At 51.1% G+C, this 19666-nt stretch carries 19 protein-coding genes; 14 read left to right on the top strand and 5 right to left on the bottom strand.

Features of this window, described 5'->3' with window-relative positions; genetic code table 11:
- Nucleotides 1-9: 9 nt before the first annotated feature.
- Genes BGX16_RS00705 through BGX16_RS00690 form a run of 5 tightly spaced genes read left to right on the top strand, consistent with a single transcriptional unit; the run spans nucleotide 10 to nucleotide 2163 of the window.
- Nucleotides 10-336, top strand: coding sequence for a hypothetical protein (locus BGX16_RS00705; protein ID WP_146139510.1), 327 nt, complete (start codon nucleotides 10-12; stop codon nucleotides 334-336).
- Nucleotides 336-761: a hypothetical protein gene (locus tag BGX16_RS00700; protein ID WP_100424339.1), complete on the top strand. Its 426-nt coding sequence runs from the start codon at nucleotides 336-338 to the stop codon at nucleotides 759-761. The genes BGX16_RS00705 and BGX16_RS00700 overlap by 1 nt, the downstream gene beginning before the upstream one ends.
- Nucleotides 761-1159 carry a hypothetical protein gene (locus tag BGX16_RS00695; RefSeq protein WP_100424338.1) on the top strand — a complete coding sequence of 133 codons (399 nt, stop codon included), beginning with the start codon at nucleotides 761-763 and terminating at the stop codon, nucleotides 1157-1159. Before BGX16_RS00700 ends, BGX16_RS00695 begins: the two co-directional genes overlap by 1 nt.
- Complete coding sequence (locus BGX16_RS14400; protein WP_157797794.1) at nucleotides 1149-1376, top strand: hypothetical protein; 228 nt, start codon at nucleotides 1149-1151, stop codon at nucleotides 1374-1376. The genes BGX16_RS00695 and BGX16_RS14400 overlap by 11 nt, the downstream gene beginning before the upstream one ends.
- Nucleotides 1377-1410: 34 nt before the next feature.
- Nucleotides 1411-2163 carry an HNH endonuclease gene (locus BGX16_RS00690; protein WP_100424337.1) on the top strand — a complete coding sequence of 251 codons (753 nt, stop codon included), beginning with the start codon at nucleotides 1411-1413 and terminating at the stop codon, nucleotides 2161-2163.
- 188 nt (nucleotides 2164-2351) lie between these two features.
- Here the strand turns inward: BGX16_RS00690 and guaA are convergent, their stop codons facing one another.
- Both guaA and BGX16_RS00680 read right to left on the bottom strand, forming a co-directional pair.
- Nucleotides 2352-4187, bottom strand: a complete 1836-nt coding sequence (gene guaA, locus BGX16_RS00685; RefSeq protein ID WP_100424336.1) for a glutamine-hydrolyzing GMP synthase — start codon at nucleotides 4185-4187, stop codon at nucleotides 2352-2354.
- Entirely contained in the window at nucleotides 4184-5644 is a 1461-nt protein-coding gene (locus BGX16_RS00680; RefSeq protein WP_100424335.1) for a leucyl aminopeptidase family protein, read from the bottom strand. Before BGX16_RS00680 ends, guaA begins: the two co-directional genes overlap by 4 nt.
- 60 nt (nucleotides 5645-5704) lie before the next feature.
- On the opposite strand from BGX16_RS00680, the gene BGX16_RS00675 reads away from it, so the two are divergent.
- The 7 genes from BGX16_RS00675 (at nucleotide 5705) to bioB (ending at nucleotide 15346) form a co-directional block, all read left to right on the top strand.
- Complete coding sequence (locus tag BGX16_RS00675; RefSeq protein WP_100424334.1) at nucleotides 5705-7321, top strand: phosphohexomutase domain-containing protein; 1617 nt, start codon at nucleotides 5705-5707, stop codon at nucleotides 7319-7321.
- A 22-nt stretch (nucleotides 7322-7343) separates the two neighbouring features.
- Nucleotides 7344-8261, top strand: coding sequence for a hypothetical protein (locus BGX16_RS00670; protein ID WP_157797793.1), 918 nt, complete (start codon nucleotides 7344-7346; stop codon nucleotides 8259-8261).
- Nucleotides 8262-8385: 124 nt separating this feature from the next.
- On the top strand, nucleotides 8386-9885 hold the full coding sequence (gene lysS / locus BGX16_RS00665; RefSeq protein ID WP_100424332.1) for a lysine--tRNA ligase: 1500 nt from the start codon (nucleotides 8386-8388) through the stop codon (nucleotides 9883-9885).
- Nucleotides 9886-9913: 28 nt separating this feature from the next.
- The gene (locus BGX16_RS00660; protein ID WP_100424331.1) at nucleotides 9914-11164 is read left to right on the top strand and encodes an FtsX-like permease family protein; all 1251 of its coding nucleotides are present in this window, start codon (nucleotides 9914-9916) and stop codon (nucleotides 11162-11164) included.
- Nucleotides 11157-11867, top strand: coding sequence for an ABC transporter ATP-binding protein (locus BGX16_RS00655; protein ID WP_100424330.1), 711 nt, complete (start codon nucleotides 11157-11159; stop codon nucleotides 11865-11867). Before BGX16_RS00660 ends, BGX16_RS00655 begins: the two co-directional genes overlap by 8 nt.
- A gap of 3 nt (nucleotides 11868-11870) precedes the next feature.
- Nucleotides 11871-14360, top strand: coding sequence for an ATP-dependent Clp protease ATP-binding subunit (locus tag BGX16_RS00650; protein ID WP_100424329.1), 2490 nt, complete (start codon nucleotides 11871-11873; stop codon nucleotides 14358-14360).
- 23 nt (nucleotides 14361-14383) lie between these two features.
- Nucleotides 14384-15346, top strand: a complete 963-nt coding sequence (gene bioB / locus BGX16_RS00645; RefSeq protein ID WP_100426691.1) for a biotin synthase BioB — start codon at nucleotides 14384-14386, stop codon at nucleotides 15344-15346.
- On the opposite strand, the gene ybaK is transcribed toward bioB, so the two are convergent.
- Genes ybaK through BGX16_RS00630 form a run of 3 tightly spaced genes read right to left on the bottom strand, consistent with a single transcriptional unit; the run spans nucleotide 15330 to nucleotide 17899 of the window.
- On the bottom strand, nucleotides 15330-15824 hold the full coding sequence (ybaK, locus tag BGX16_RS00640; protein ID WP_100424328.1) for a Cys-tRNA(Pro) deacylase: 495 nt from the start codon (nucleotides 15822-15824) through the stop codon (nucleotides 15330-15332). The two genes, bioB and ybaK, sit on opposite strands and share 17 nt — an antisense overlap.
- Before the next feature lie 3 nt (nucleotides 15825-15827).
- Nucleotides 15828-16526, bottom strand: a complete 699-nt coding sequence (locus tag BGX16_RS00635; protein ID WP_100424327.1) for an NAD-dependent deacylase — start codon at nucleotides 16524-16526, stop codon at nucleotides 15828-15830.
- Nucleotides 16523-17899 (bottom strand): M20/M25/M40 family metallo-hydrolase, encoded by a 1377-nt coding sequence (locus tag BGX16_RS00630; protein WP_100424326.1) that lies wholly within the window; start codon nucleotides 17897-17899, stop codon nucleotides 16523-16525. The genes BGX16_RS00635 and BGX16_RS00630 overlap by 4 nt, the downstream gene beginning before the upstream one ends.
- Before the next feature lie 48 nt (nucleotides 17900-17947).
- Between BGX16_RS00630 and BGX16_RS00625 the strand changes: the two genes are divergently transcribed.
- Nucleotides 17948-19111 (top strand): dihydroorotate dehydrogenase, encoded by a 1164-nt coding sequence (locus BGX16_RS00625; RefSeq protein WP_100424325.1) that lies wholly within the window; start codon nucleotides 17948-17950, stop codon nucleotides 19109-19111.
- Nucleotides 19112-19123: 12 nt separating this feature from the next.
- Nucleotides 19124-19663, top strand: coding sequence for a hypothetical protein (locus tag BGX16_RS00620; RefSeq protein ID WP_100424324.1), 540 nt, complete (start codon nucleotides 19124-19126; stop codon nucleotides 19661-19663).
- Nucleotides 19664-19666: the final 3 nt, after the last annotated feature.

The following is a 19666-nucleotide window of genomic DNA, read 5'->3' as shown; positions in this document are numbered from 1 at the left end:
TAGGCGATAATGATTAAGAACAATCGTCTGCATTTTCGAATGTTTTGTATTTTTGTCATGAAAAAAGGAACAACTGGAGCTAAAATGAAGCCCGAATACGAAGAACTCTTGAATAATTTTGAAAGATATCTCGATTCGATGAGCCAAACCGAGTTTGACTCGATTGTTGATTCTATGGCAAAAGAAAGAGATAATGGCGAATCGTTTGGTTTTGATTTATCTCTTGATACAATGCATGGTTGTTTTTTGTCGTCTTTAGCGGCAAATGCTTATTCCAATGTATCTTTATCTGTTGAATCTGATTACAACGCTCCTTGCTATGTGATGGTTGCCTAATGGAAGCTCAAGCTCCTGCCTTTTCATTAAAACGCTATTGGTTCGATGATATTGTCCTTACATCAAAGGGATTTGTTCCGAACGAAAATATAAGGGTGGACTTTGGGCCGAAGTGTATTTTTAGCAAGAGTTCGCATTCTGCAATATTGGAAGTGACATTTACTGCATCTACGGGAAGTGTCGAAAAACCATTTTTTAGAGTCAAATGTTGTGGTGAATATGTTTTTGGTGAATCTGTAAAAACAGTTTCTGACATTCCAGACTTCTTTTATGCAAATGGAATCGCCATCATTTACCCTTATTTACGCGCTTACGTAAGTCTTGTTTCTCAACAGGCTAATTTTGGTTGCGCCATTATTTTGCCTTTGTCCAACCTTTCTGGCATCAAGGATTTTGTAAAGAAGAATACAACAGAGATTGATTGATGGCACTCTTGTATCAAACCGTCTCTGAGCCTCCTCCACAGAACGTAACATCGTGCGTTCCTATTTTTAGCAAGCAGATTACTCAAGCCAACGCCATAACTGATTATGAAAAAAGGCATATCGGTTATCGACCATGGTTAGGGGATGGTTATTATTTTTGGGAAGGTTTTAAAAGTCATGCTCACCATTGGGGTAAAACTCATTGCGGGGGAGCCTACGCAATTTACACACTTGAATATATCTATGGTGATAATGCAGGTTGCCTTAATTTGGTTGATAATCCTGACCATATTGAGTTGATTGAGCGTATAATTGGAGTTTTTGTTAAGAGTAAAAGCCGTAAGCCAGAATTGTTAAGCGAGGTAATTTATTTTTTTTCGAGCTTCGATGAAAAGTAATCCGTCATCGAAAAAATTTGATTCTATTCGCACATTAGCTGAAGGCGGAATGGATTTAGGAGGAGACCCAATACTGCATTTTGATAAAGCAAATGCTGCCGTTTATCATATAAAACGCCAAATTCAGGTTTGCTTCTGGCAACGAAACGGGTGTTTCGACAGAATAAGAAAAATATTTCCAGAAAATTGTATTTCAGAAGACATTCAATATGTCTGAATAGCGTGCAACTCTTTAGAAAGGGCTGCTTAGTATGACCTTTACTGAACGGGAACTGATAAAAAAGGCCGGAGCCGATAGCGGCTGGAGCATCGTGGAATCCGATGGCCCGGATACCGTCACTCTGGGTAGCGCTTCGCATAACGAACGTGCTTCAGTCAAGTGTTGTGCCCACGAAATGGACGTGACCTTTACTGCCTCATTCAATGAAGCCGAACTCCGCATCAATGGCGCCTTCTATGTCAACGATCAAGAATTTATTGTTCAAGAACGCGAATACGAATCGCTTCGTCGTGTACTGCGCCGTATGCAAGAACTGTTCATTGCCTTGCCGCCGACACCGATTGATATATATAATACTCGTTGGCGTCAGATTGTCGCCGGAGGCCTACCGGCAACAGAAACCGAGGAAACCGTCAAGCAGCGTGTTGGCCAAGATGTGTACCGTGAAGCCTTAATGAACTACTGGAAAGGCGCTTGTGCAGTTACCAACTGCACAATTCCAGAAATTCTTCGTGCCAGTCACGCGAAGCCGTGGAAGGATTGTAGCTCCGCCGAAGAACGCCTCGACGTGTACAATGGATTCCTTCTAAGCGCCAACCTGGATGCACTCTTTGACAAAGGTTTAGTTTCCTTCGACGATGCCGGTAATATAATGCTATCGTCTCAGCTGAATGAATCTAATCTGAAAAGGGTAGGCATCTATCCCGATATGCACCTCCGCTGGATAGACGCCCATCACTTGCCGTATCTGCAATACCACCGCGAACACGTGTGGAAGAAATAAAGCTACGACGCCATTTCAAAAGAAAAGATTAAGCCAAATTGCTACTATTGAAAATGCTGTTCAGATAAGTATTAGTGGGTTGACGCAAAGGCAAGAACCCAGTTCCAAACCTTGTTGCACATACGAAAAAGCCTCTGAGTTAACTCTCAGAGGCCTTTGCTAAAGGGTTTGGAACCTTACAGCTGCAATTATTCCCATTCGATAGTGCCAGGTGGCTTGTGGGTCACATCGTACCAGAGGCTGCCCGCGTCGTCCGCTTCGAACTTGCGCCAGAGCCCTGCGAGAAGGCCCTGGTCGATTTCGGCAAAGTTTGCGGTCATGGCTTCGGTACTGTTCACCGGGCGCATCACAATGCAGGGCTTGCCCTGAACGTGGAGCGGGACGGAAACCACCGGCATCTGCCAGATTTTTTCGTACAGGTCGTTTTCCTGCAAGAATTCCGTACAAATGTTGTCGAACTTGCGAAGCGTATCGAAGTTTTCGCGGGTGGCGTACTGCGGAACGAGTACCGGAGCTTCTTTTGCGACGCTGCCGATTTGGTAAATCACGCGGTTGATGGACTTGAATCGGTTCGCAAGTTCCGTGGAGAACTTTTCGCACAGCTTCCAGCTTAAGCCCGGAGTCGTGATGAGGAACGGCTGCGCATAGGTTCTGCCGTCGCCCTGGACGCCCACGCTCTTGATCGGGAGCAGATAGCCGTCGATGTGGTTTTCCTGGAGGTATTCGGCGAGGGACTTTCCGTCGTTATCCTTTACGTTATCGAACTGCACCATATCATTCGTGAGAACGCCATCGCTGCAGAGCAGACGCACGCCAAGGCCCGGGCCCGGGAACGGGTGACGCCACACGAGGTTGTGCGGAATGCCGAGTTCTTCGCCGAGGGCACGGACTTCGTCCTTGTACAGATCCGCAAGCGGTTCAAGAACAAGACCCTTTTCCATGAGATCCAGGACTTCTTGCACACGGTTGTGGTGCGTCTTGATTTTGTCGGCGTTCTTCGTTCCGCCACTTTCGATCGTGTCGGGGTAGATGGTGCCTTGTGCCATCATCCACTGGTTCGGATCCAGGTTGAGCTTTGCCATTTCCTCGTCCTTCACGGTGAGGAATTCTTTGCCGATGATGCCGCGTTTCGTTTCCGGAGCGGTCACGCCCTTGAGCTTTTCGAGGAAGTGTTCGCTTGCATCGCACACCTTCAAATTGTTCATGCCTTCCTTCGTGAGGAAGTCCATGATCTTCTGGGATTCGCCAAGGCGCATCATGCCGTTATCCACGTGCAGACCGAGAACCTTTTCCGGTCCGAGAACGCGGTTCAAAAGTACAAAGGCAACGGTGGAGTCGACGCCGCCCGAAACGAGCAAGAACACCTTGCGGTCCTTGACCTGTTCCTGGATGCGCTCCGTGATGAGCGGCAGGTAGCTCTTCATGTTCCAGGTCTTTTGTGCGCCGGTGATGTCGACGAAGTTTTCGAGAAGCTTCATGCCGAACTTGCTGTGCGTGACTTCCGGGTGGAACTGGATACCGTAAATCTGGCGGTCGGGACTTTCGCTGTCGAAAGCGACGGCGGCAACGGCACAGTCCTTCGTGCTTGCCACGATCTTGTAGCCTTCCGGGAGCTTTGTCACCTGGTCGCCGTGGCTCATCCACATCGGGCTTTCTTTCGGAAGTCCCTTCAGCAGCGGGCAATTCTCATCGCCGACGATCAGGTCTGCAATGCCGTATTCCTTGATCTTGCCCGGTTCCACGTGTCCGCCGAGCTGCTGCGCGATCAGCTGGTGACCGTAGCAGATGCCGAGCTTTGGCACCGGGAGCGAAAGGATTTCCGGATTGTATTCGGGAGCATCTGCGGCATACACGCTCGAAGGTCCGCCACTGTAAATGATACCCTTCACTCCTTCGAGTTCGCTCACCGGAGCGCTAGGGGAGTGTATTTCGGTAAAGACACCAAGCCGACGCACGCGATTTGCAATCAGATGCGCATATTGTCCGCCGAAGTCAAGAACGGCGATCGTATCTACGTTTTTCACGCTTTGTCTCCAAGTTCACGTGAGAGTTCAATAAGGGATTGGACACCGATGCCCGTGGCTCCGTAAGTCGTATACTTCCAAGGACGTTCCACATAGGCGGTACCGGCGATATCCCAGTGAGACCACTTGATTCCTTCCGGAACGAATTCGCGGAGGAAAAGTGCCGCAAGGATTGCACCGGCGCTTTTGCCGATGTTTGAAAGATCGGCATAGTGATCGTCGAGCTCGTTTGCGTATTCGTCTTCGAGCGGCATTTGCCAGAACTTTTCGCAGGTTGCGTCGCCCGCAGCCTTGATCTTTTGGGAAAGTTCTTCGTCGTTTGTGAAGTAACCGGTGATTGCCGGGCCTAGTGCACGGACCATGGCGCCGGTCAGCGTGGCAAGGTCCACGATGTGCGTCGCACCGTTTTCGGCAGCGGCACAGATGCCGTCCGAAAGCACCAGGCGTCCTTCGGCGTCAGTGTTATCGACCATCACGGTCTTGCCGTTCTTCGCCTTGAAGATATCGCCCGGGAGCACGGCTCCGGAACCGATTCGGTTTTCGGCAAGGCAAAGGTAGGCGGAAATTTTGAGCGGAATTTTGAGCTCTGCTGCGGCGCAGATGGCGGCAAGGGTTGCTGCCGCACCCGACATGTCGCTTTGCATTTCCTTCATGTTCTTGGCTGGCTTCAAGGAAATTCCGCCGGTGTCAAAGGTAATGCCCTTGCCGACAATTGCAAGGTGCTTGTCCTTGGGAGCGTTCTTTGGGCTGTAGGTGAGCTTGACCATGCACGGTTCAAAACGGCTTCCGCCACCGACGGTCAAGAGTCCGTTGAAGCCTTCGTTGGCGAGGAGCTTCGAGTTCAGGATCGAGATGGCGACACCCGGAACCTTGTGGGCTTCGCGGATGGCGATGTGGGCAAAAGCCTCTGGGTAAAGCTCGGAACCGACCGTGTTGATCAAGTCCTTGGCGAGGTTTGTATAGTGCTGTTCTACGGCGACTTCTGCCGCAATGCGTTCAAAGTCCTTGGTGCGTTCGCCCGCTTCGATGTCGAACGTGACGGTGAAGTCCTTGGTCGTTTTCGACTTGTACTTGTCGAACTTGTAGGCGCTGTAATACAGACCGTGGAAAATCGCCTTCGCCTGTTCGTCTGCGGCGTCTGCGAGCAGAAGTTTGACAGTCTTGAACTGTTTTTGGCGGGCGCGCTTGCCCAGACGGTAGCCCGCCATACGAAGATGATCCAGGGAGGACAGTCCGCGTTCCATGGCGGCGTTTACAAAAATGGTCTTGTGACCGTCGATTTCGACGATTTCAAGATCTTGGCAGATGCCTTTTTCCATTTCGGAGAGGACGTTCGCAACTCGAATTTCTCCATTTTCGGACAGAACCGAGGAAAATTGAACGGCTTTTTTTACATAGAATAATGCATGAGCTTCAGTGTTGTCTGCGACATGCTTTGCAATTTTCAGTTTAATCATGCTCCCAAAAATAGAAATTTATTAGATTATGAACGTCAAATTCACCTAATAGGAATACTGATGGAAACAGCTGCTCAACTTTGGAAAAAGATCCAGTCCTCTGAATTCAACCCCGCCACCGACATGCATCTTGTCGAAGACGTCAAGAAGATCGCCCTCGCAAGTGTCGAACCGTGCAAGGTAAGCTTTGGTACGTCCGGCTTCCGCGGTGAAATCGGTACGGAATTCACCCTCCGCACAGTCGAAGTGATCGCTACTGCTATCATTCGCATGTACAAAGAAGCGGATGCGGAACTCCTTGAAGCTCTTGGCGTTGCCAACTTCGAAGAACTTCAGGAACGCGGTATCGTACTCGGTCACGACAACCGTCTTCTCGGTGATGAATTCTGCAAGGCAGTCGCTCAGGTCTTTGCCAAGGCTGGCGTGAAGAAAATCTACTACGGTGGCGAAATGGCTACGCCGGAATTCTCCGCCGCCGTTGAACTTCTCAAGGCCGCTTGCTCGATCAACATGACCCCGAGCCACAACCCGTCCAACTATGCCGGTATCAAGTTCAACCCGGCTGATGGCGGTCCTGCGGGTCCGGAAATCACTTGCCACATTACCCGCATTTCGAACGAACTCATGAAGGACTTCAAGCGTGAAGACCTCGAAGAAGTCGAAATGAAGGCTTTTGATTCCATTGAAGTTTACAACGAATTCCTCCACAAGCAGGGCACGATCCAGTTCGCCCGCATCCAGAAGCTTCTCGACGAAGGCCGCTTGACCCTCGTCTGCGACCACGTCCACGGCGCAACCCGCAAGCGTCCGAACGTGATTCTCGGCAATCCACAGTGCCTCATGTGCCTGCGTACCGAAGACGATCCGCTGTTCGGCGGAATCGCTCCGGAACCGAGTTCCAAAAACCTCGAAGGCGTGAAGAAGATTCTCGACCAGAGCAAGAGCTGGTTCCGTCTCGGCTGCATTTTCGACCCGGATGGTGACCGCGTTCGTTTTTACGACGGCACCCGTGAAATCGACATGAACCGTTTCGGCGCAATCGCTTACCACTATATGGTGACCTGGCGCAAGGAACAGGGCGTTGTCGCAAAGTCCGTCGCTACTTCCAATTTTGTGAACGTCATTGCGAACAAGCTCGGCGCTCCGGTGATGGAAACTCCGGTCGGCTTCAAGAATTTCCGCCCGTGGCTTGCCCGCAAGGCGAATCCGAAGGCTCTCATCGCTTTCGAAGAATCCGACGGTATTTCGGGCTTGAACAACACGCTCGAAAAGGACGCTCAGTTCGGCCTTCTTCTCGCTCTCGAAATCATGGCAACGACCGGCAAGAACCTCGGCGAATACCTCGAAGAACTTTATAAGGAATTCGGCGAATTCTACCCGAACCGCGCAGGCTTCGAAGTGGACAAGTCCCTCGTTGGCGATCCGCTCGTCGCTCAGGTGAACGCTGTGGCTTGCAAGGCTAAAGTCGGCACTGTGGTCAAGGTCGGCGATAAGGAAAAGAAGGTTCGCGAAGTCTTGACTTTGGACGGCGTGAAGATTATTTTCGAAGACGATTCCTGGATGCTCATCCGTCCGTCTGGTACGGAACCGAAGGTGCGCATTTATACGGAATGCCGTGAAGAAGCAGAAAAGGACGCTATGTTTGAAGCGGCCAAGGCGCTCTTCTTCAACAAGTAAGGCTTTTGTTTAGGAGAATAAAATGCTTAAGAAATTGGCTATGTTCTTGGTTCTTGGCTGCGCAATTCTCTCCTTTGCGCAGGTGAAACCTTCGTTCCAGGCTTTTGACGCGGACTATCTTTCGCTTTCGGAAGCTTCTAAGGGTTATCACCATTTCTCGATTCGCGTTGACTACGCACCTTGGGCTTTTGTTGCCGAAGGTGAAGTCAAAGCGCCTCAGGGGGATCCGGACATGCTTTTTTACAGCATGGACGATGACCAACTTTATATTGTCGTCGCCTATTCGGAAGCTCCGATTGGCGCATCTGACGGTCTTGAATACCAGGCAGGTATTTATGACGTGATGATGTACTATTCGGATGGTGTCGATGAATTCCCTACAAAAATCAAGAACTTGAAGTTGTCGCTTCTTCCGCCGATTGCAAGCGATGCTTGGGCTAAGGGAGCCCTTGAAGATGCCCAGGGCAAGCGCGGCAATCCGGGCGATGTGTTCAGAAATCCGGAAAACGCGAACGCGATTTTCAAGGCTTCTGCCCATCCGCTTTCCAAGGCTCAGGCACAGGCTTCTCGTAAGGCCGCTGCTGAACGCCAGAAGAATGCGATAAAGGCTCGCCGCGATTCGATTGCAGCTGCTGAACAGGCGGCTCGCGAAGAAGCCGCAGCGGAAGAGGCCGCAAGAAAGCAGAAGGCGGAACAGGCTCAGAAAGTCCAGGCCCAAAAGGCCCGTGCTGCAGCAGCCGCTTCCAACGAGAACCTTTCTCCGCGTCAGCGCAAGCTTCAGCAGATGCAGGCGGAACAGGCTGCAAAGCGGCAGAAGGCAACGACTTCTACTGCAACGGCAAAGCCGGCCGCCTCTGCAGAGAGGGCAACTTCTTCGGATCCTTGCGATCAGCCGGGCATGTCTCCGCTTCAAAAAAAGCGCTGCCGCATGAACAAGTAAGACATTCTTGAAAAGCTTAGAAAAGGTTGCCCTATCGGGCAGCCTTTTTTGCGTTCTTGCAGTTCGGAAAAGCCTAGAATTTCTATCTTTGGTAGCGCAAAAATCTTTTTATAGGATTCATACCATGCAAGAAATGAATGACCAAGTTAAGGCTCGTCTCGACAAGCTCACAAAGTTCAAGGAAATGGGCGTCAACCCGTATCCGCACAAGTTCAACCGTACTCACACTTCGGAAGATCTTCGCAACCAGAAAGATGAACTTCTGAAATCGGAACAGAAAATCGCTTTCGCCGGTCGCGTCATTCGTTTCAATCGCAAGGGCAAACTCTGCTTTATGCATTTGAAAGACCGCTACGGTCGTCTTCAGATCGTTTGCGCCAAGGACATCGTTGGCGAAGCGGATTATGAAATCGTCAAGATGATCGACTTCGGCGACTTCGTCGGTGTCGATGGCACCATGATGGAAACCAAGACAGGGGAATATTCCGTCAAGGCGGAAAAGATTACGATGCTTTCGAAGGCCGTGCGTCCGCTCCCGGTTCCTAAGGAAATCATCGACGAAAACGGCAATAAGAAGATTTTCAACGAATTCAAGGATGTGGACACCCGCTATCGCGAACGTTACATCGACATGGCTTTGAACGATGACGTGCGTGATGTTTTTATCAAGCGCAGCCGTGTGCTTCAGTCCATTCGTGAATATCTCCTTGAAAACAAGTTTATCGAAGTAGAAACCCCGACGCTCCAGCCGATTTACGGCGGTGCCAATGCGCGTCCGTTTACCACGCACCACAACGCGGCGGACATGACGCTCTACTTGCGCGTCGCACCGGAACTTTATTTGAAGCGCTGCATTGTCGGCGGTATGGAACGCGTTTTCGAATTCTCGAAGAACTTCCGCAACGAAGGCATGGACCGTACGCATAGCCCGGAATTCACCGGTCTAGAATTCTACCAGGCTTATGCAGACTACAACGACATGATGATTCACTTCGAAAACATTTACGAACGTGCAGCGATTGCTGCAACGGGTTCGACGAAGGTGAATTATCAGGGCACGGAAATCGACTTCAAGGCTCCGTGGCCGCGTTATACGATGTACGATGCCATCCAGAAGTTCGGCGGCTATGATGTCACCACGATGTCGGACGATGACCTGAAGGCTGTAATCCAGAAGCTCGGCGGCTCGATGGACGGCGAATGGATTCGTGGCCGTGCGATTATTGAACTCTTTGAACTCACCGTGGAAAAACAGCTCATTCAGCCGACGTTTATCATCGACATGCCGAAGGAAAGCACGCCGCTCTGCAAGAGCCACCGTGTGAACCCGGATTTGATCGAACAGTTTGAACCGTATGCAAACGGCTGGGAACTCGGTAACGCTTATACCGAATTGAACGATCCCATCCGTCAGCGCGAACTTTTGGAAGATCAGGTTCGCCGTGGTCGCGGTGGTGAAGGTGAAACGCACCCGATGGATGAAAACTTCCTCGACGCTGTGGAATCCGGACTTCCGCCGACCGGTGGTGTTGGCTTTGGCATTGACCGTATGATCATGCTCCTCACCAACCAGCAGACGATCCGTGATGTGATCCTCTTCCCGTTGATGAAGCCGGAAACCTAAGCTTAGCTGGAGGTGGTTCGCGAGATCCATGAATAAACTCGAACTTCTGATTGCATGGCGTTACCTCGGTGCGCAACGTAAAAGCCTTTTTGTTTCGCTGATAGGCATCTTCAGTATGCTGGGGGTGAGTATCGGCGTGTTCGCTTTGATCGTTGCGCTTTCGGCTGTGAACGGCTTTGAAGAAGAAGTCACCGCACAGATGATTGGCAAGGACGCGCATTTTGAAATGTACGCGTACCGCAGCGATCCTGTAGAAGACTTCAATACGATTGCGGATAAGGTGATGGCGAACGACTCCGATGTCGTAGCGTCGGCGCCTTTTGTCATTTACAAAGTCGGCATCAGTTCCAAAAAGGTGAACGACGGCATTGTGCTGTACGGCATCGATCCAGAACGTTCGAAAAAAGTGGTGGACCTTTCGGAAAAGATCGTGAGCGGAAACTATTCGCTCGACAGTCTTCCCGATTCGAATTTTGACCGTCGTCCGGCGGTGATCCTTGGCATTTCGCTTGCGAACCGTCTGAAGGTGCTCGTCGGCGACAAGATCATTTTGCAGACCTTTCAGAGTACCGAGGCGACGATGTCTTCGGGCGGTCCCAAGATTCTTTCTTGTGTCGTCTCTGGAATTTTTGAAACGGGCATGTACGAATACGATGGAAATATCGCCTACATTGGAATCCCGGAAGCACAGAAGCTTTTGGGCATGGATTCAAACCAGGTTTCCGGCCTGCAGTTCCGTGTGAAGGACCAGTGGAAGGCGAGCGAAAGCGCAGACCGTGCGGGCGAAGTCATCGGATATCCGTATTACTTTATCGACTGGAAAACCAAGAACATTACGTTGCTCAAGTGGATGAATTACGAAAAGTTCATCGTGGCGGCGATTATCTGTTTGATCATTCTTGTGGCGGCGTTCAACATTATCAGTTCGCTCATCATGGTGGTGACGGACAAGACGAAGGAAATCGGCATTCTGCGCAGCATGGGACTTTCGAAGGCCGGTGTGATGCGCGTGTTCATGCTGATGGGTTCTTTCATCGGTGTCGGCGGTACGATTCTCGGTGGTACGGTGGGACTTGCGCTCTGCGGTTTACAGCAGTCCTACCATTTCATTACGCTGCCGGGCGATGTTTACGTGTTGCCGTATTTCCCGGTCCTGATCAATCCGCTCGATGTAATTGTCGTGTTCGTGGTCGGTATTCTTCTTTGCACGCTTTCGACGCTCCTTCCGGCTTGGAAGGCTTCAAAGCTCGATCCGGTGGGGGCAATACGCCATGAGTGATATCTTGCTTGAAACCAAAGCCTTGACCCGAGTCTTTTGCGAAACGGGGGAACGCCTTGAAATTTTGAAGGGCGTCGATTTTGAACTTTCTAAAAACGAATTTTGCGTGCTAACTGGAGCTTCGGGCTCGGGCAAGTCCACCTTTTTGAATCTAGTGGGCGCCTTGGATACGCCGACTTCGGGCGAAATTATCTTCAACGGCAAGAGCCTTGGAAAGATGAATTCCGCGGAAAAGGATGAATACCATTCGAAGAAGGTCGGATTCGTTTTCCAGTTCCACCATCTGCTTGCGGAATTTACGGCGCTTGAAAACGTCTGCGTTCCGGCTCGCATTTTGAATCCGCATGCGAACTTGAAAACGGTTCAGGAACATGCGGAGGAACTTTTGCAGAAGGTGGGCCTGAAGGACCGCTTAAAGCATTTGCCGCGCGAACTTTCGGGCGGTGAACGTCAGCGTGTTGCCGTGGCCCGCGCCTTGATGAACAATCCGGATGTTCTCCTGGCCGACGAACCGAGCGGCAACTTGGACGAAAAGAATGCCCGGATGCTGAATGAGCTTTTTAAACAAATTAACGAAGATTACAAGCAAACCCTGCTCGTGGTAACGCACGACGAACGGATGGCGGAATTTGCCACGAAACGTGTTCACATGCAGGGAGGCATCTTGGTTCCATATCAAGATTTTAATGCGAAGGAGATTTAAACAATGTCAGGTCGCTTTACAGATCGTGTGAGAAAAGTCTTGCAGTACGCAAGAGATGAAGCGAGACGTTTGAATTCTGAACATGTCGGAACGGAACACTTGCTTTTGGGCATTGCGCGCGAAGGTGCTGGCTTTGCCGCTGCCGCGCTCAAGACGCTCGGAGTGAATCTTGAAAATCTCGCTCAGGATGTGGAACGCTCGATTTCGGAAGCCGGCGGCATGATGACGATAGGTTCCCAGTTGCCGTTCACCGAACATGCGAAGGACGTTTTGCAGGCTGCCGCTGTGGAAGCTCGGATGCTCGATGACAATTACATTGGGACAGAACACGTTCTGATTTCGCTTTTAAAGGTTTCCGAATCGCATGCTGCCGCCGCTTTGACAGCTGCCGGTGTCGAATATAACGCTCTGCGTCAGGCGATTGAAAGAGTGAAGGACGAATCTCGTCCGCAGAGAATGGATCCTGATCTTGCCCGTAATTTTGCACCGCGCCGCGATAAGGAACAAAAGTCCAAGACTCCGATTCTTGATCATTTCGGTCGTGACTTGACTGCTCTCGCTCGCCAGGGAAAGCTCGATCCGATCATTGGACGTGCTGAAGAAATTGAACGCTTGATTCAGGTGCTTTGCCGCCGCAAAAAGAACAATCCGGTTCTCATCGGCGAACCGGGCGTCGGTAAAACGGCTATCGTCGAAGGTCTCGCTCAGAAGATTGTCAATAAGAAGATTCCGGAACTGCTCGAAAACAAGCGTGTGATTACGTTGGACGTCGCCGCGATGGTCGCCGGTACCAAGTATCGCGGCCAGTTCGAAGAACGCTTGAAGGCTCTGATCATGGAGCTTCAGAAGAACGAAAACGCGGTGATTCTCTTTATCGATGAATTGCACACGATCGTCGGCGCAGGTGGCTCGGAAGGAAGCCTGGACGCTTCGAATATCTTTAAGCCGGCTCTTGCCCGTGGGGAACTTCAGTGTATCGGCGCAACGACGGTGGATGAATACCGCAAGTACATCGAAAAGGATGCGGCTCTCGAACGTCGTTTTCAGAAAATCTTGGTGAATCCGCCGACTGTCGAAGAATCGATCAGAATTTTGAACGGTCTTGTGGACCGTTACGAACGCCATCACAAGGTGAAGTACACGTCGGAAGCGATCCGAGCGGCTGTTGCTTTGGGCGATCGCTATCTTTCGGAACGCTTCTTGCCGGATAAGGCGATTGACGTGATTGACGAAGCGGGCGCTCGCATGCGCCTTGCAAGCATGGCGGTTCCGCCGGAACTCCGCGACATGGAAACACGCCTTGCCGAAGCGACTTCGAACAAGGAAGAGGCCTTGCGCACGGAAAAGTTTGAAGACGCTGCCAAGTACCGTGACGAATCCGATGAACTTCAGAAGAAGATCGCGGAAGTCAAGGAACAGTGGCTCGAAAAGCGCAAAACGGAATGCTTGATCGTAGACGAAGATATGATCCGCGATGTCATCAGCAAGATGACGGGGATTCCCATTTCCCGCTTGGCCGATGAAGAAACGAAGAAGCTGATCAATCTGGACAAGGAAATCAAGCTGCGCATCATTGGACAGGACCGCGCCGTGGAATCGGTCGTCCGTTCGATCCGCCGTTCCCGTGCGGGCATTCGCGATGCGCGCCGTCCGATGGGAAGCTTCCTGTTCCTCGGCCCGACCGGTGTCGGTAAAACGGAACTTGCGAAGGTTCTTTCGCTTTCGCTCTTTGGCGCTGAAGATTCCATGATCCGGATCGATATGAGCGAATACATGGAAAAGCACAGCATTTCCCGTTTGATCGGTGCGCCTCCGGGATACGTCGGTTACGAAGAAGGCGGTGGACAGCTCACGGAAAAGGTGCGCAAGCACCCGTACTCGGTCGTGCTTCTCGATGAAATCGAAAAGGCGCACCCGGACGTCTACAATTTGCTGCTGCAGATTTTGGACGATGGTCAGCTCACCGATAGCTTCGGTCGCAAAATTAACTTTAAGAATACGATCATCATCATGACTTCGAACGTCGGCGCCCGTGAAGTAAAGCACAGCACCGGTATGGGCTTTACAAAGCTTTCGGAATCGGATGATTACGAACGCATGGAAGCGACGATTCATGAAGAAGCGAAGAACGTATTCTCGCCAGAATTCTTGAACCGTATCGATGACCAGATTGTTTTCCGCAGCCTGAACAAGAAGGACTTGATTCAGATTGTGGACATTCTGCTCGGCAACGTGCAGAATAACCTTTCGGAACGCGGCGTGCTGCTCGAATTTTCGGAGAAGGCGAAGGAAGCGATCGTGGATCATGGTTACGATCCGGCTCTTGGCGCAAGACCGCTCCGCAGAAGCATTCAGCAGCTCGTGGAAGACGAACTTTCGGAAGGTCTGTTGATGGGAACCTTCACAGACTTCTCGACGGTAAAAATCGACGCGGATGCCGACGGTAAAAAATTGACATTTACGAAGGAAGATTTGCCCGGCAATCATTCCTAAGGTTGGATCAGTCAATGGCAAAAGTGGATCTCTTGGAGTTGGCCCAGAGGATTATCGACGGACATCGCATTGTGCGCGGTGACGATCTGTCCTTTTTCCTCACTTGTGACCTCGATGAACTTTTAAAGGGTGCTGGCTGGATTCAGAAGCACTTCTGCGGTAACCGTGTCGATCTTTGCACGATCATTAACGCACGAAGCGGCCGTTGTCCGGAAAACTGCAAGTACTGTGCTCAGTCCGCCCATCACCACACGCAATGCGAAGAGTATCCGTTTCTTCCTCCGGAAAAGATTGTGGCTGAAGGAGCGCGCAATGCAAGCCTAGGCGTGAACCGTTACGCGCTTGTAACCGCGGGCCGCGCTTTGACGGGCAAAGAATTCGATATGGCGATCGAAGCCTACGAAGAAATGCATCGCACGTTAAAGCTTGGACTTTGCGCGAGCATGGGATTCCTTTCGCGGGAACAGATCGAACGTTTGAAGGCGGCGGGTGTAACCCGCTACCATCACAACATCGAAACCAGCCGTCGCAACTTCCCGAACATTTGCACAACGCATACTTACGAAGACAAAATGCGAGAAATTCGCATGGTCAAGGAAGTCGGCCTTGCTGTTTGCTCGGGCGGTATCATCGGCATGGGTGAAACCTGGGAAGACCGCTTGGATATGGCGATGAGTTTGGCGGAACTCGAAATCGATTCGATTCCGATCAATGCGTTAATGCCGATTCCGGGTTCTCCGCTCGAACATTTAAAACAAATTTCCGCAGAAGATCTTCTGCGGACTTTGGCGTTCTTCCGCTACATCAATCCGACAGCAAACATTCGCATGGCTGCGGGCCGAAAGATTTTGAGCGACTTTGGCGAAAGAGCTTTTGTTTCGGGCGTAAGCGCTTGCATCACCGGCGATATGCTCACCACGAGCGGCACCACGATCCGTGGCGATATCGAAATGGTGCAAAAGCTCGGGCTTACAAACGCGGTTTAGGTTCTGCGATTGCGGCAACGGTTGCGTTTACCGCTTTCACCAGATCCTTGGGGTCGAGCTTGAGCTGTAAACCGCGCTGCCCGGCGCTCACATAGATATAGTCAAAGTTCAAAGCCGTTTCATGGATAAACACCGGGAACGGTTTTTTAAGTCCAATGGGGGAGCAGCCGCCACGGATATAACCGGTGAGCGGTAAAAGCTCCTTGAGCGGAACGGTTTCGACACTCTTGTTTTGGGAAACCTTGGCGAGGCCCTTCAAAAAGATTTCCAAGTGGCCCGGTACAACACCGATGATTGGACCTGTTTTGTCGCCGCGGACGAGAATCGTTTTGAACACGCGTTCGACAGGTTCGTTTAACGTTGCGGCGACATGTTCTGCGCCGAGATCGTTTTCGTCAACAGGATACGGAATTAATTCGTACGCAATGTGCTTTTGGTCGAGGCTGCGTGCTGCGTTCGTCTTTTTAATCTTTTCCATTTTTTACTTCTTGATCTTTTGCAAAAATTCTTCGCACCAACGGGGAACGACTTCGGTCGCTTTGCCCTGGATGTTCGTGTCGGTATTCGGATCGCTCGTGTCGATTTCCAAATTCAGGCAGGTGACGTGTGCGCCGAAATGTTTGGCGATTTGCTTGAATCCTGCCGCCGGGTAAACAACACTGCTCGTGCCGATGTAGACAAATTCATCGGTATTCTGCAAAGCGCGTTCGATTCTTTCCATGTACAGGGGAATTTCGCCGAACCAGACGATGTGCGGACGGCTCATGGCGCCGCAGATCGGGCATTGGGTTTCCATCGTTTCTTCACCGGTAAAGTCAAAAACGTGGCCTTCGTTCTTTTCGCAGCGGAGCTTCTTCAAGTAGCCGTGCATGTGCAGCACGCGTTTAGAACCGGCGCGTTCGTGCAGATCGTCGACGTTTTGGGTGATGAGCAAAAAGTCATCGCCGAGTTTTTCTTCGAGCTTCGCTAGGGCGATGTGGGCGGCATTCGGTTTGAACTTGGAGAGCCCGACGCGGAGTCCGTTGTAAAAATTTTTCACGCGCTTTTTGTCGTGAAAATATCCTTCGGGAGTCGCCACGGCTTCGATGGGTTCGTTTTCCCAAAGGCCATCATTGCCGCGGAACGTGCGCAGCCCGGATTCTGCGCTAATGCCTGCACCGGTCAAAACGACGAGTTTCATTTGGAAAGTCCTTCAAAGAAGAGTGCTTCGGCGATAATGCCGCTTTCAAAATCCTTGAGTCCCAGGCTTTCGTTTTCACCGTGGGCATTGCATTTTGGATCTTCGAGTCCGGTCATGAGAATGGGGATGTCACCGAACGTGTTGCGGAAGAGCTGTGCACCCGGAATCGATGCGCCGCAGCCGATGTACTTGGCTTCGGTTCCGTAAGCCTTGGTCATGGAATCTCGCATGAGCGAATAATAGGGATGCGAAACATCCGTGGTGAACGGATTTGCGCCGTCTTCCGGGAAAATGGAAATTTCAAGACCGTTCGGGCAGTTCTTTTTCAAATGATCGATCAAACGGAGCGTGCAGCGGTCTGCCTGCATGCCTGGTGCAAGGCGAATGCCGATGCGGGCGTAGGCGGAATCTTGCAGCACGTTGCCCGCATGGGTGCGGGAACCGGCTTCAAAGGCGGTGACGACGATCGATGGCTTTCTCCAAAGGGTCGTGAGAATTTCATCTTTGTCGCAGAGCAGTTCGGTGTTCGGAAGAATGCCCGCTTCCTTGCGAAGCTTTTCTTCGGTATAGTTCAAAGCATTGTAGCTGTCGAGCTCTTCCTGGGTCGGCGGGGTAATGCCGTCGTTAAAATGTTCCACCAGGATGTTGCCTTCGCTATCGGTGAGCGAAGCGATTATTTTGCAGAGAGCCTGTACCGGGTCCGGAATCGGGCCGGACCAAGATCCGGAATGGAGCGGTGTTTTGATCGACTTGAGAACGACCGAGACTGCAGACATGCCGCGCAGACTCGTGGTGAGCGAAGGCACGCCTTCATCAAAGTTCGAAAGGTCCGCAATAATTACAGCATCGCACTTGAGAAGCTCCTTGTTCTTCGTCAGGATCGATTCGAAGCCCGAACTTCCACATTCTTCTTCGCCTTCAATCAAGAACTTGATGTTCGGCATGCGGTTTCCGCAAACAGCAAGAGCCTGCGTGACGGCCGCCAAATGCAGAACGATACCCGACTTGTCGTCGGCTGCACCACGACCGTAAAGACGGTTGTCGCGGATTTCCGGAACGAACGGGGAACTGATCCACAGAGCTTCGCGCATGGTCGGCTGCACATCGTGATGCGCATACAGGAGAATCGTCGGATTCTTCGGATTCGTCTTGAGTTCGGCAAAGACCGATGGACGTCCGCTCGGCGGCGTCAAGAACTGGGCGTTTTCAAAACCGTGGTTTTCAAACAGTTCCTTGACCGCGTTCGCGGAACGCAAAACTTCGTTCTGGTCAAAATTGTCAAAACTGATGGACGGAATTCGGATCAAATCTTCCAAGGTCTTGACGTAGCGCGGGAACATCTCGTGAATACGAGTCGGTAGAGTTTCATTCATTTCGGTAACCTGGTATTCTTTTATGTTTTTTTGTTAATTTAGTCAAATATGACAGTTGAGTGCGAAAATCACGATTATTATTTGTTAAAAGGCGATAAACTTCTTGCCTTGATCCGTCGAATTTTTAAGAATTCTCCAGAGTTCCGACATGATTCTTTAAAGCATGTTGCCCGCTTTGCGCCCTGGATTCCGTTTATCGGTGGCAAGCCGGATTATACTCCGGGGCTGAAGACGGTCATCGAATTTCCGGACCGCAGCAATCCGATTACCCTGAGCGCTCCGATCATTCTCGCCGCCGGTGCAAATAAAACGGCAAAACGTGTCGCGGACTATGCGAACCTCGGTTTTGGCGGTGTCTCGGTGGGAACGGCCACTCGCAATTATCGCGAAGGCAATCCGCACCGTCCACGTGTGGGTTTTTTGGAAGAAGACCGTTCGATTTATAACAGCATGGGCTTAAACAACGACGGCGTTGAAGTGATATCGAAGCGCGTCGATGAACAGCTTGGGCGCATTCACCGGAGCGGCATGAGCGTCGGCATATCGGTTGCGGAAACTCCGGGGCTTATGACCGAAGCGGAAAAGCTCAAGGACGTTCTCGAAAGTTTCGCCATCGCCTACAAGGCCGCGGATTACATAGAAATTAACGTAAGCTGCCCGAACACTGGCGAAAATCGTTTGGACCTCGATACGCGTTTTGTGGAAATGCTCTTCGCGGAAATCATGAATTACCGCAAGTCCCAAGCGATTCGCAAGGCTGTGTACGCAAAGCTCAGCCCGGACCTCTCGGAACATCAGCTGATTTCGACTCTCGATGTGCTTGTGCGCTACGGCGTGAACGGTGTCATTGTGGGCAATACATTCCCGACGAAAAAAATCGGGGAACTGCCGATGTTTGCGAAGTACGAAAACTTGAAGGTTTTGCGTGCCGACGGCGACAAGGGCGGCATCAGTGGACGTCCACTGTACTTGAACACATTCTGGATGACGCAGCTAGTAAAGTCTCGGTTCCCGCAGTTGAGCGTGATTGCTTGCGGCGGTATTGACCACGGCATGAAGGTCTTGGACTTGATACGCGCCGGCGCGGATGCGGTTCAGTGCTACAGCGTATGCGCCTTCCGTTGGATGCCTGCACATGCGATGCGCCGTGAAATTTTGGATGGCTTGCGTGCTGCAAATCTGAAAGATATTTCGGAATTGCGTACAAAGTAAAGAAGGTGGACGATGAAACGCCTGCTTCTTCTGTTGTGGATCTTTTTGGTGGCTTCGGCACATGCGGGCTTCTTTTTGGAAAAGGACGCGGCAATAGAAGAACAAAAGGCGTTGGACATCAACCGCGGATTTTCTTTTGGACCGGGCCTCTCGGCAACGTACTACTTGGGCGCTTTTGATTTAGGGCTTGAAGGGCTTGCCGCATACCGCTTTGAAAACGACTTGGGAATTTCCTTGGATCTTTCGCTTGGTATTTCGGAAGCGGTACATGAGGCAGCATTGGCAGGTCGCTATTATTTTTCGGAAAGTGATTTTTTTGATCTCGGCTTGAGCGGGGTCTATTTCAAGAAAAATTCCGAGTGGAAAAAAGCCCCTCGGATTTTTGTAGATTACGGGCGAAACATGAAGCCTTGGCCTCATGCCCATTTTGCGTTGCAGGCAAAGATTCGCCTTTCGTATTTGGTCGGCGAAACTTTAGGCCGCGAAGCGGTTTACACGACAAAGACCGTTTATACCACAATTTCGGGGCAGGTCGCCTTGGTCTTCTTTTAGGAA

It is taken from the genome of Hallerella succinigenes, assembly GCF_002797675.1.
Classification (GTDB): domain Bacteria; phylum Fibrobacterota; class Fibrobacteria; order Fibrobacterales; family Fibrobacteraceae; genus Hallerella; species Hallerella succinigenes.
Note: the sequence above shows the minus strand (reverse complement) of the source record. Positions and strands in the feature narration are given on the sequence as shown.

Coding starts and splice junctions, on each gene's coding strand:
- BGX16_RS00695 (WP_100424338.1), top strand. CDS start 761: ATGGCACTCTTGTATCAAACCGTCTCTGAGCCTCCTCCACAGAACGTA.
- BGX16_RS00655 (WP_100424330.1), top strand. CDS start 11,157: ATGAGTGATATCTTGCTTGAAACCAAAGCCTTGACCCGAGTCTTTTGC.
- BGX16_RS00670 (WP_157797793.1), top strand. CDS start 7,344: ATGCTTAAGAAATTGGCTATGTTCTTGGTTCTTGGCTGCGCAATTCTC.
- BGX16_RS00705 (WP_146139510.1), top strand. CDS start 10: ATGATTAAGAACAATCGTCTGCATTTTCGAATGTTTTGTATTTTTGTC.
- BGX16_RS00690 (WP_100424337.1), top strand. CDS start 1,411: ATGACCTTTACTGAACGGGAACTGATAAAAAAGGCCGGAGCCGATAGC.
- BGX16_RS00620 (WP_100424324.1), top strand. CDS start 19,124: ATGAAACGCCTGCTTCTTCTGTTGTGGATCTTTTTGGTGGCTTCGGCA.
- lysS (WP_100424332.1), top strand. CDS start 8,386: ATGCAAGAAATGAATGACCAAGTTAAGGCTCGTCTCGACAAGCTCACA.
- BGX16_RS00660 (WP_100424331.1), top strand. CDS start 9,914: ATGAATAAACTCGAACTTCTGATTGCATGGCGTTACCTCGGTGCGCAA.
- BGX16_RS00625 (WP_100424325.1), top strand. CDS start 17,948: ATGACAGTTGAGTGCGAAAATCACGATTATTATTTGTTAAAAGGCGAT.
- ybaK (WP_100424328.1), bottom strand. CDS start 15,824: ATGGAAAAGATTAAAAAGACGAACGCAGCACGCAGCCTCGACCAAAAG.
- BGX16_RS00635 (WP_100424327.1), bottom strand. CDS start 16,526: ATGAAACTCGTCGTTTTGACCGGTGCAGGCATTAGCGCAGAATCCGGG.
- BGX16_RS00680 (WP_100424335.1), bottom strand. CDS start 5,644: ATGATTAAACTGAAAATTGCAAAGCATGTCGCAGACAACACTGAAGCT.
- BGX16_RS00700 (WP_100424339.1), top strand. CDS start 336: ATGGAAGCTCAAGCTCCTGCCTTTTCATTAAAACGCTATTGGTTCGAT.
- BGX16_RS00650 (WP_100424329.1), top strand. CDS start 11,871: ATGTCAGGTCGCTTTACAGATCGTGTGAGAAAAGTCTTGCAGTACGCA.
- BGX16_RS00675 (WP_100424334.1), top strand. CDS start 5,705: ATGGAAACAGCTGCTCAACTTTGGAAAAAGATCCAGTCCTCTGAATTC.
- BGX16_RS14400 (WP_157797794.1), top strand. CDS start 1,149: ATGAAAAGTAATCCGTCATCGAAAAAATTTGATTCTATTCGCACATTA.
- BGX16_RS00630 (WP_100424326.1), bottom strand. CDS start 17,899: ATGAATGAAACTCTACCGACTCGTATTCACGAGATGTTCCCGCGCTAC.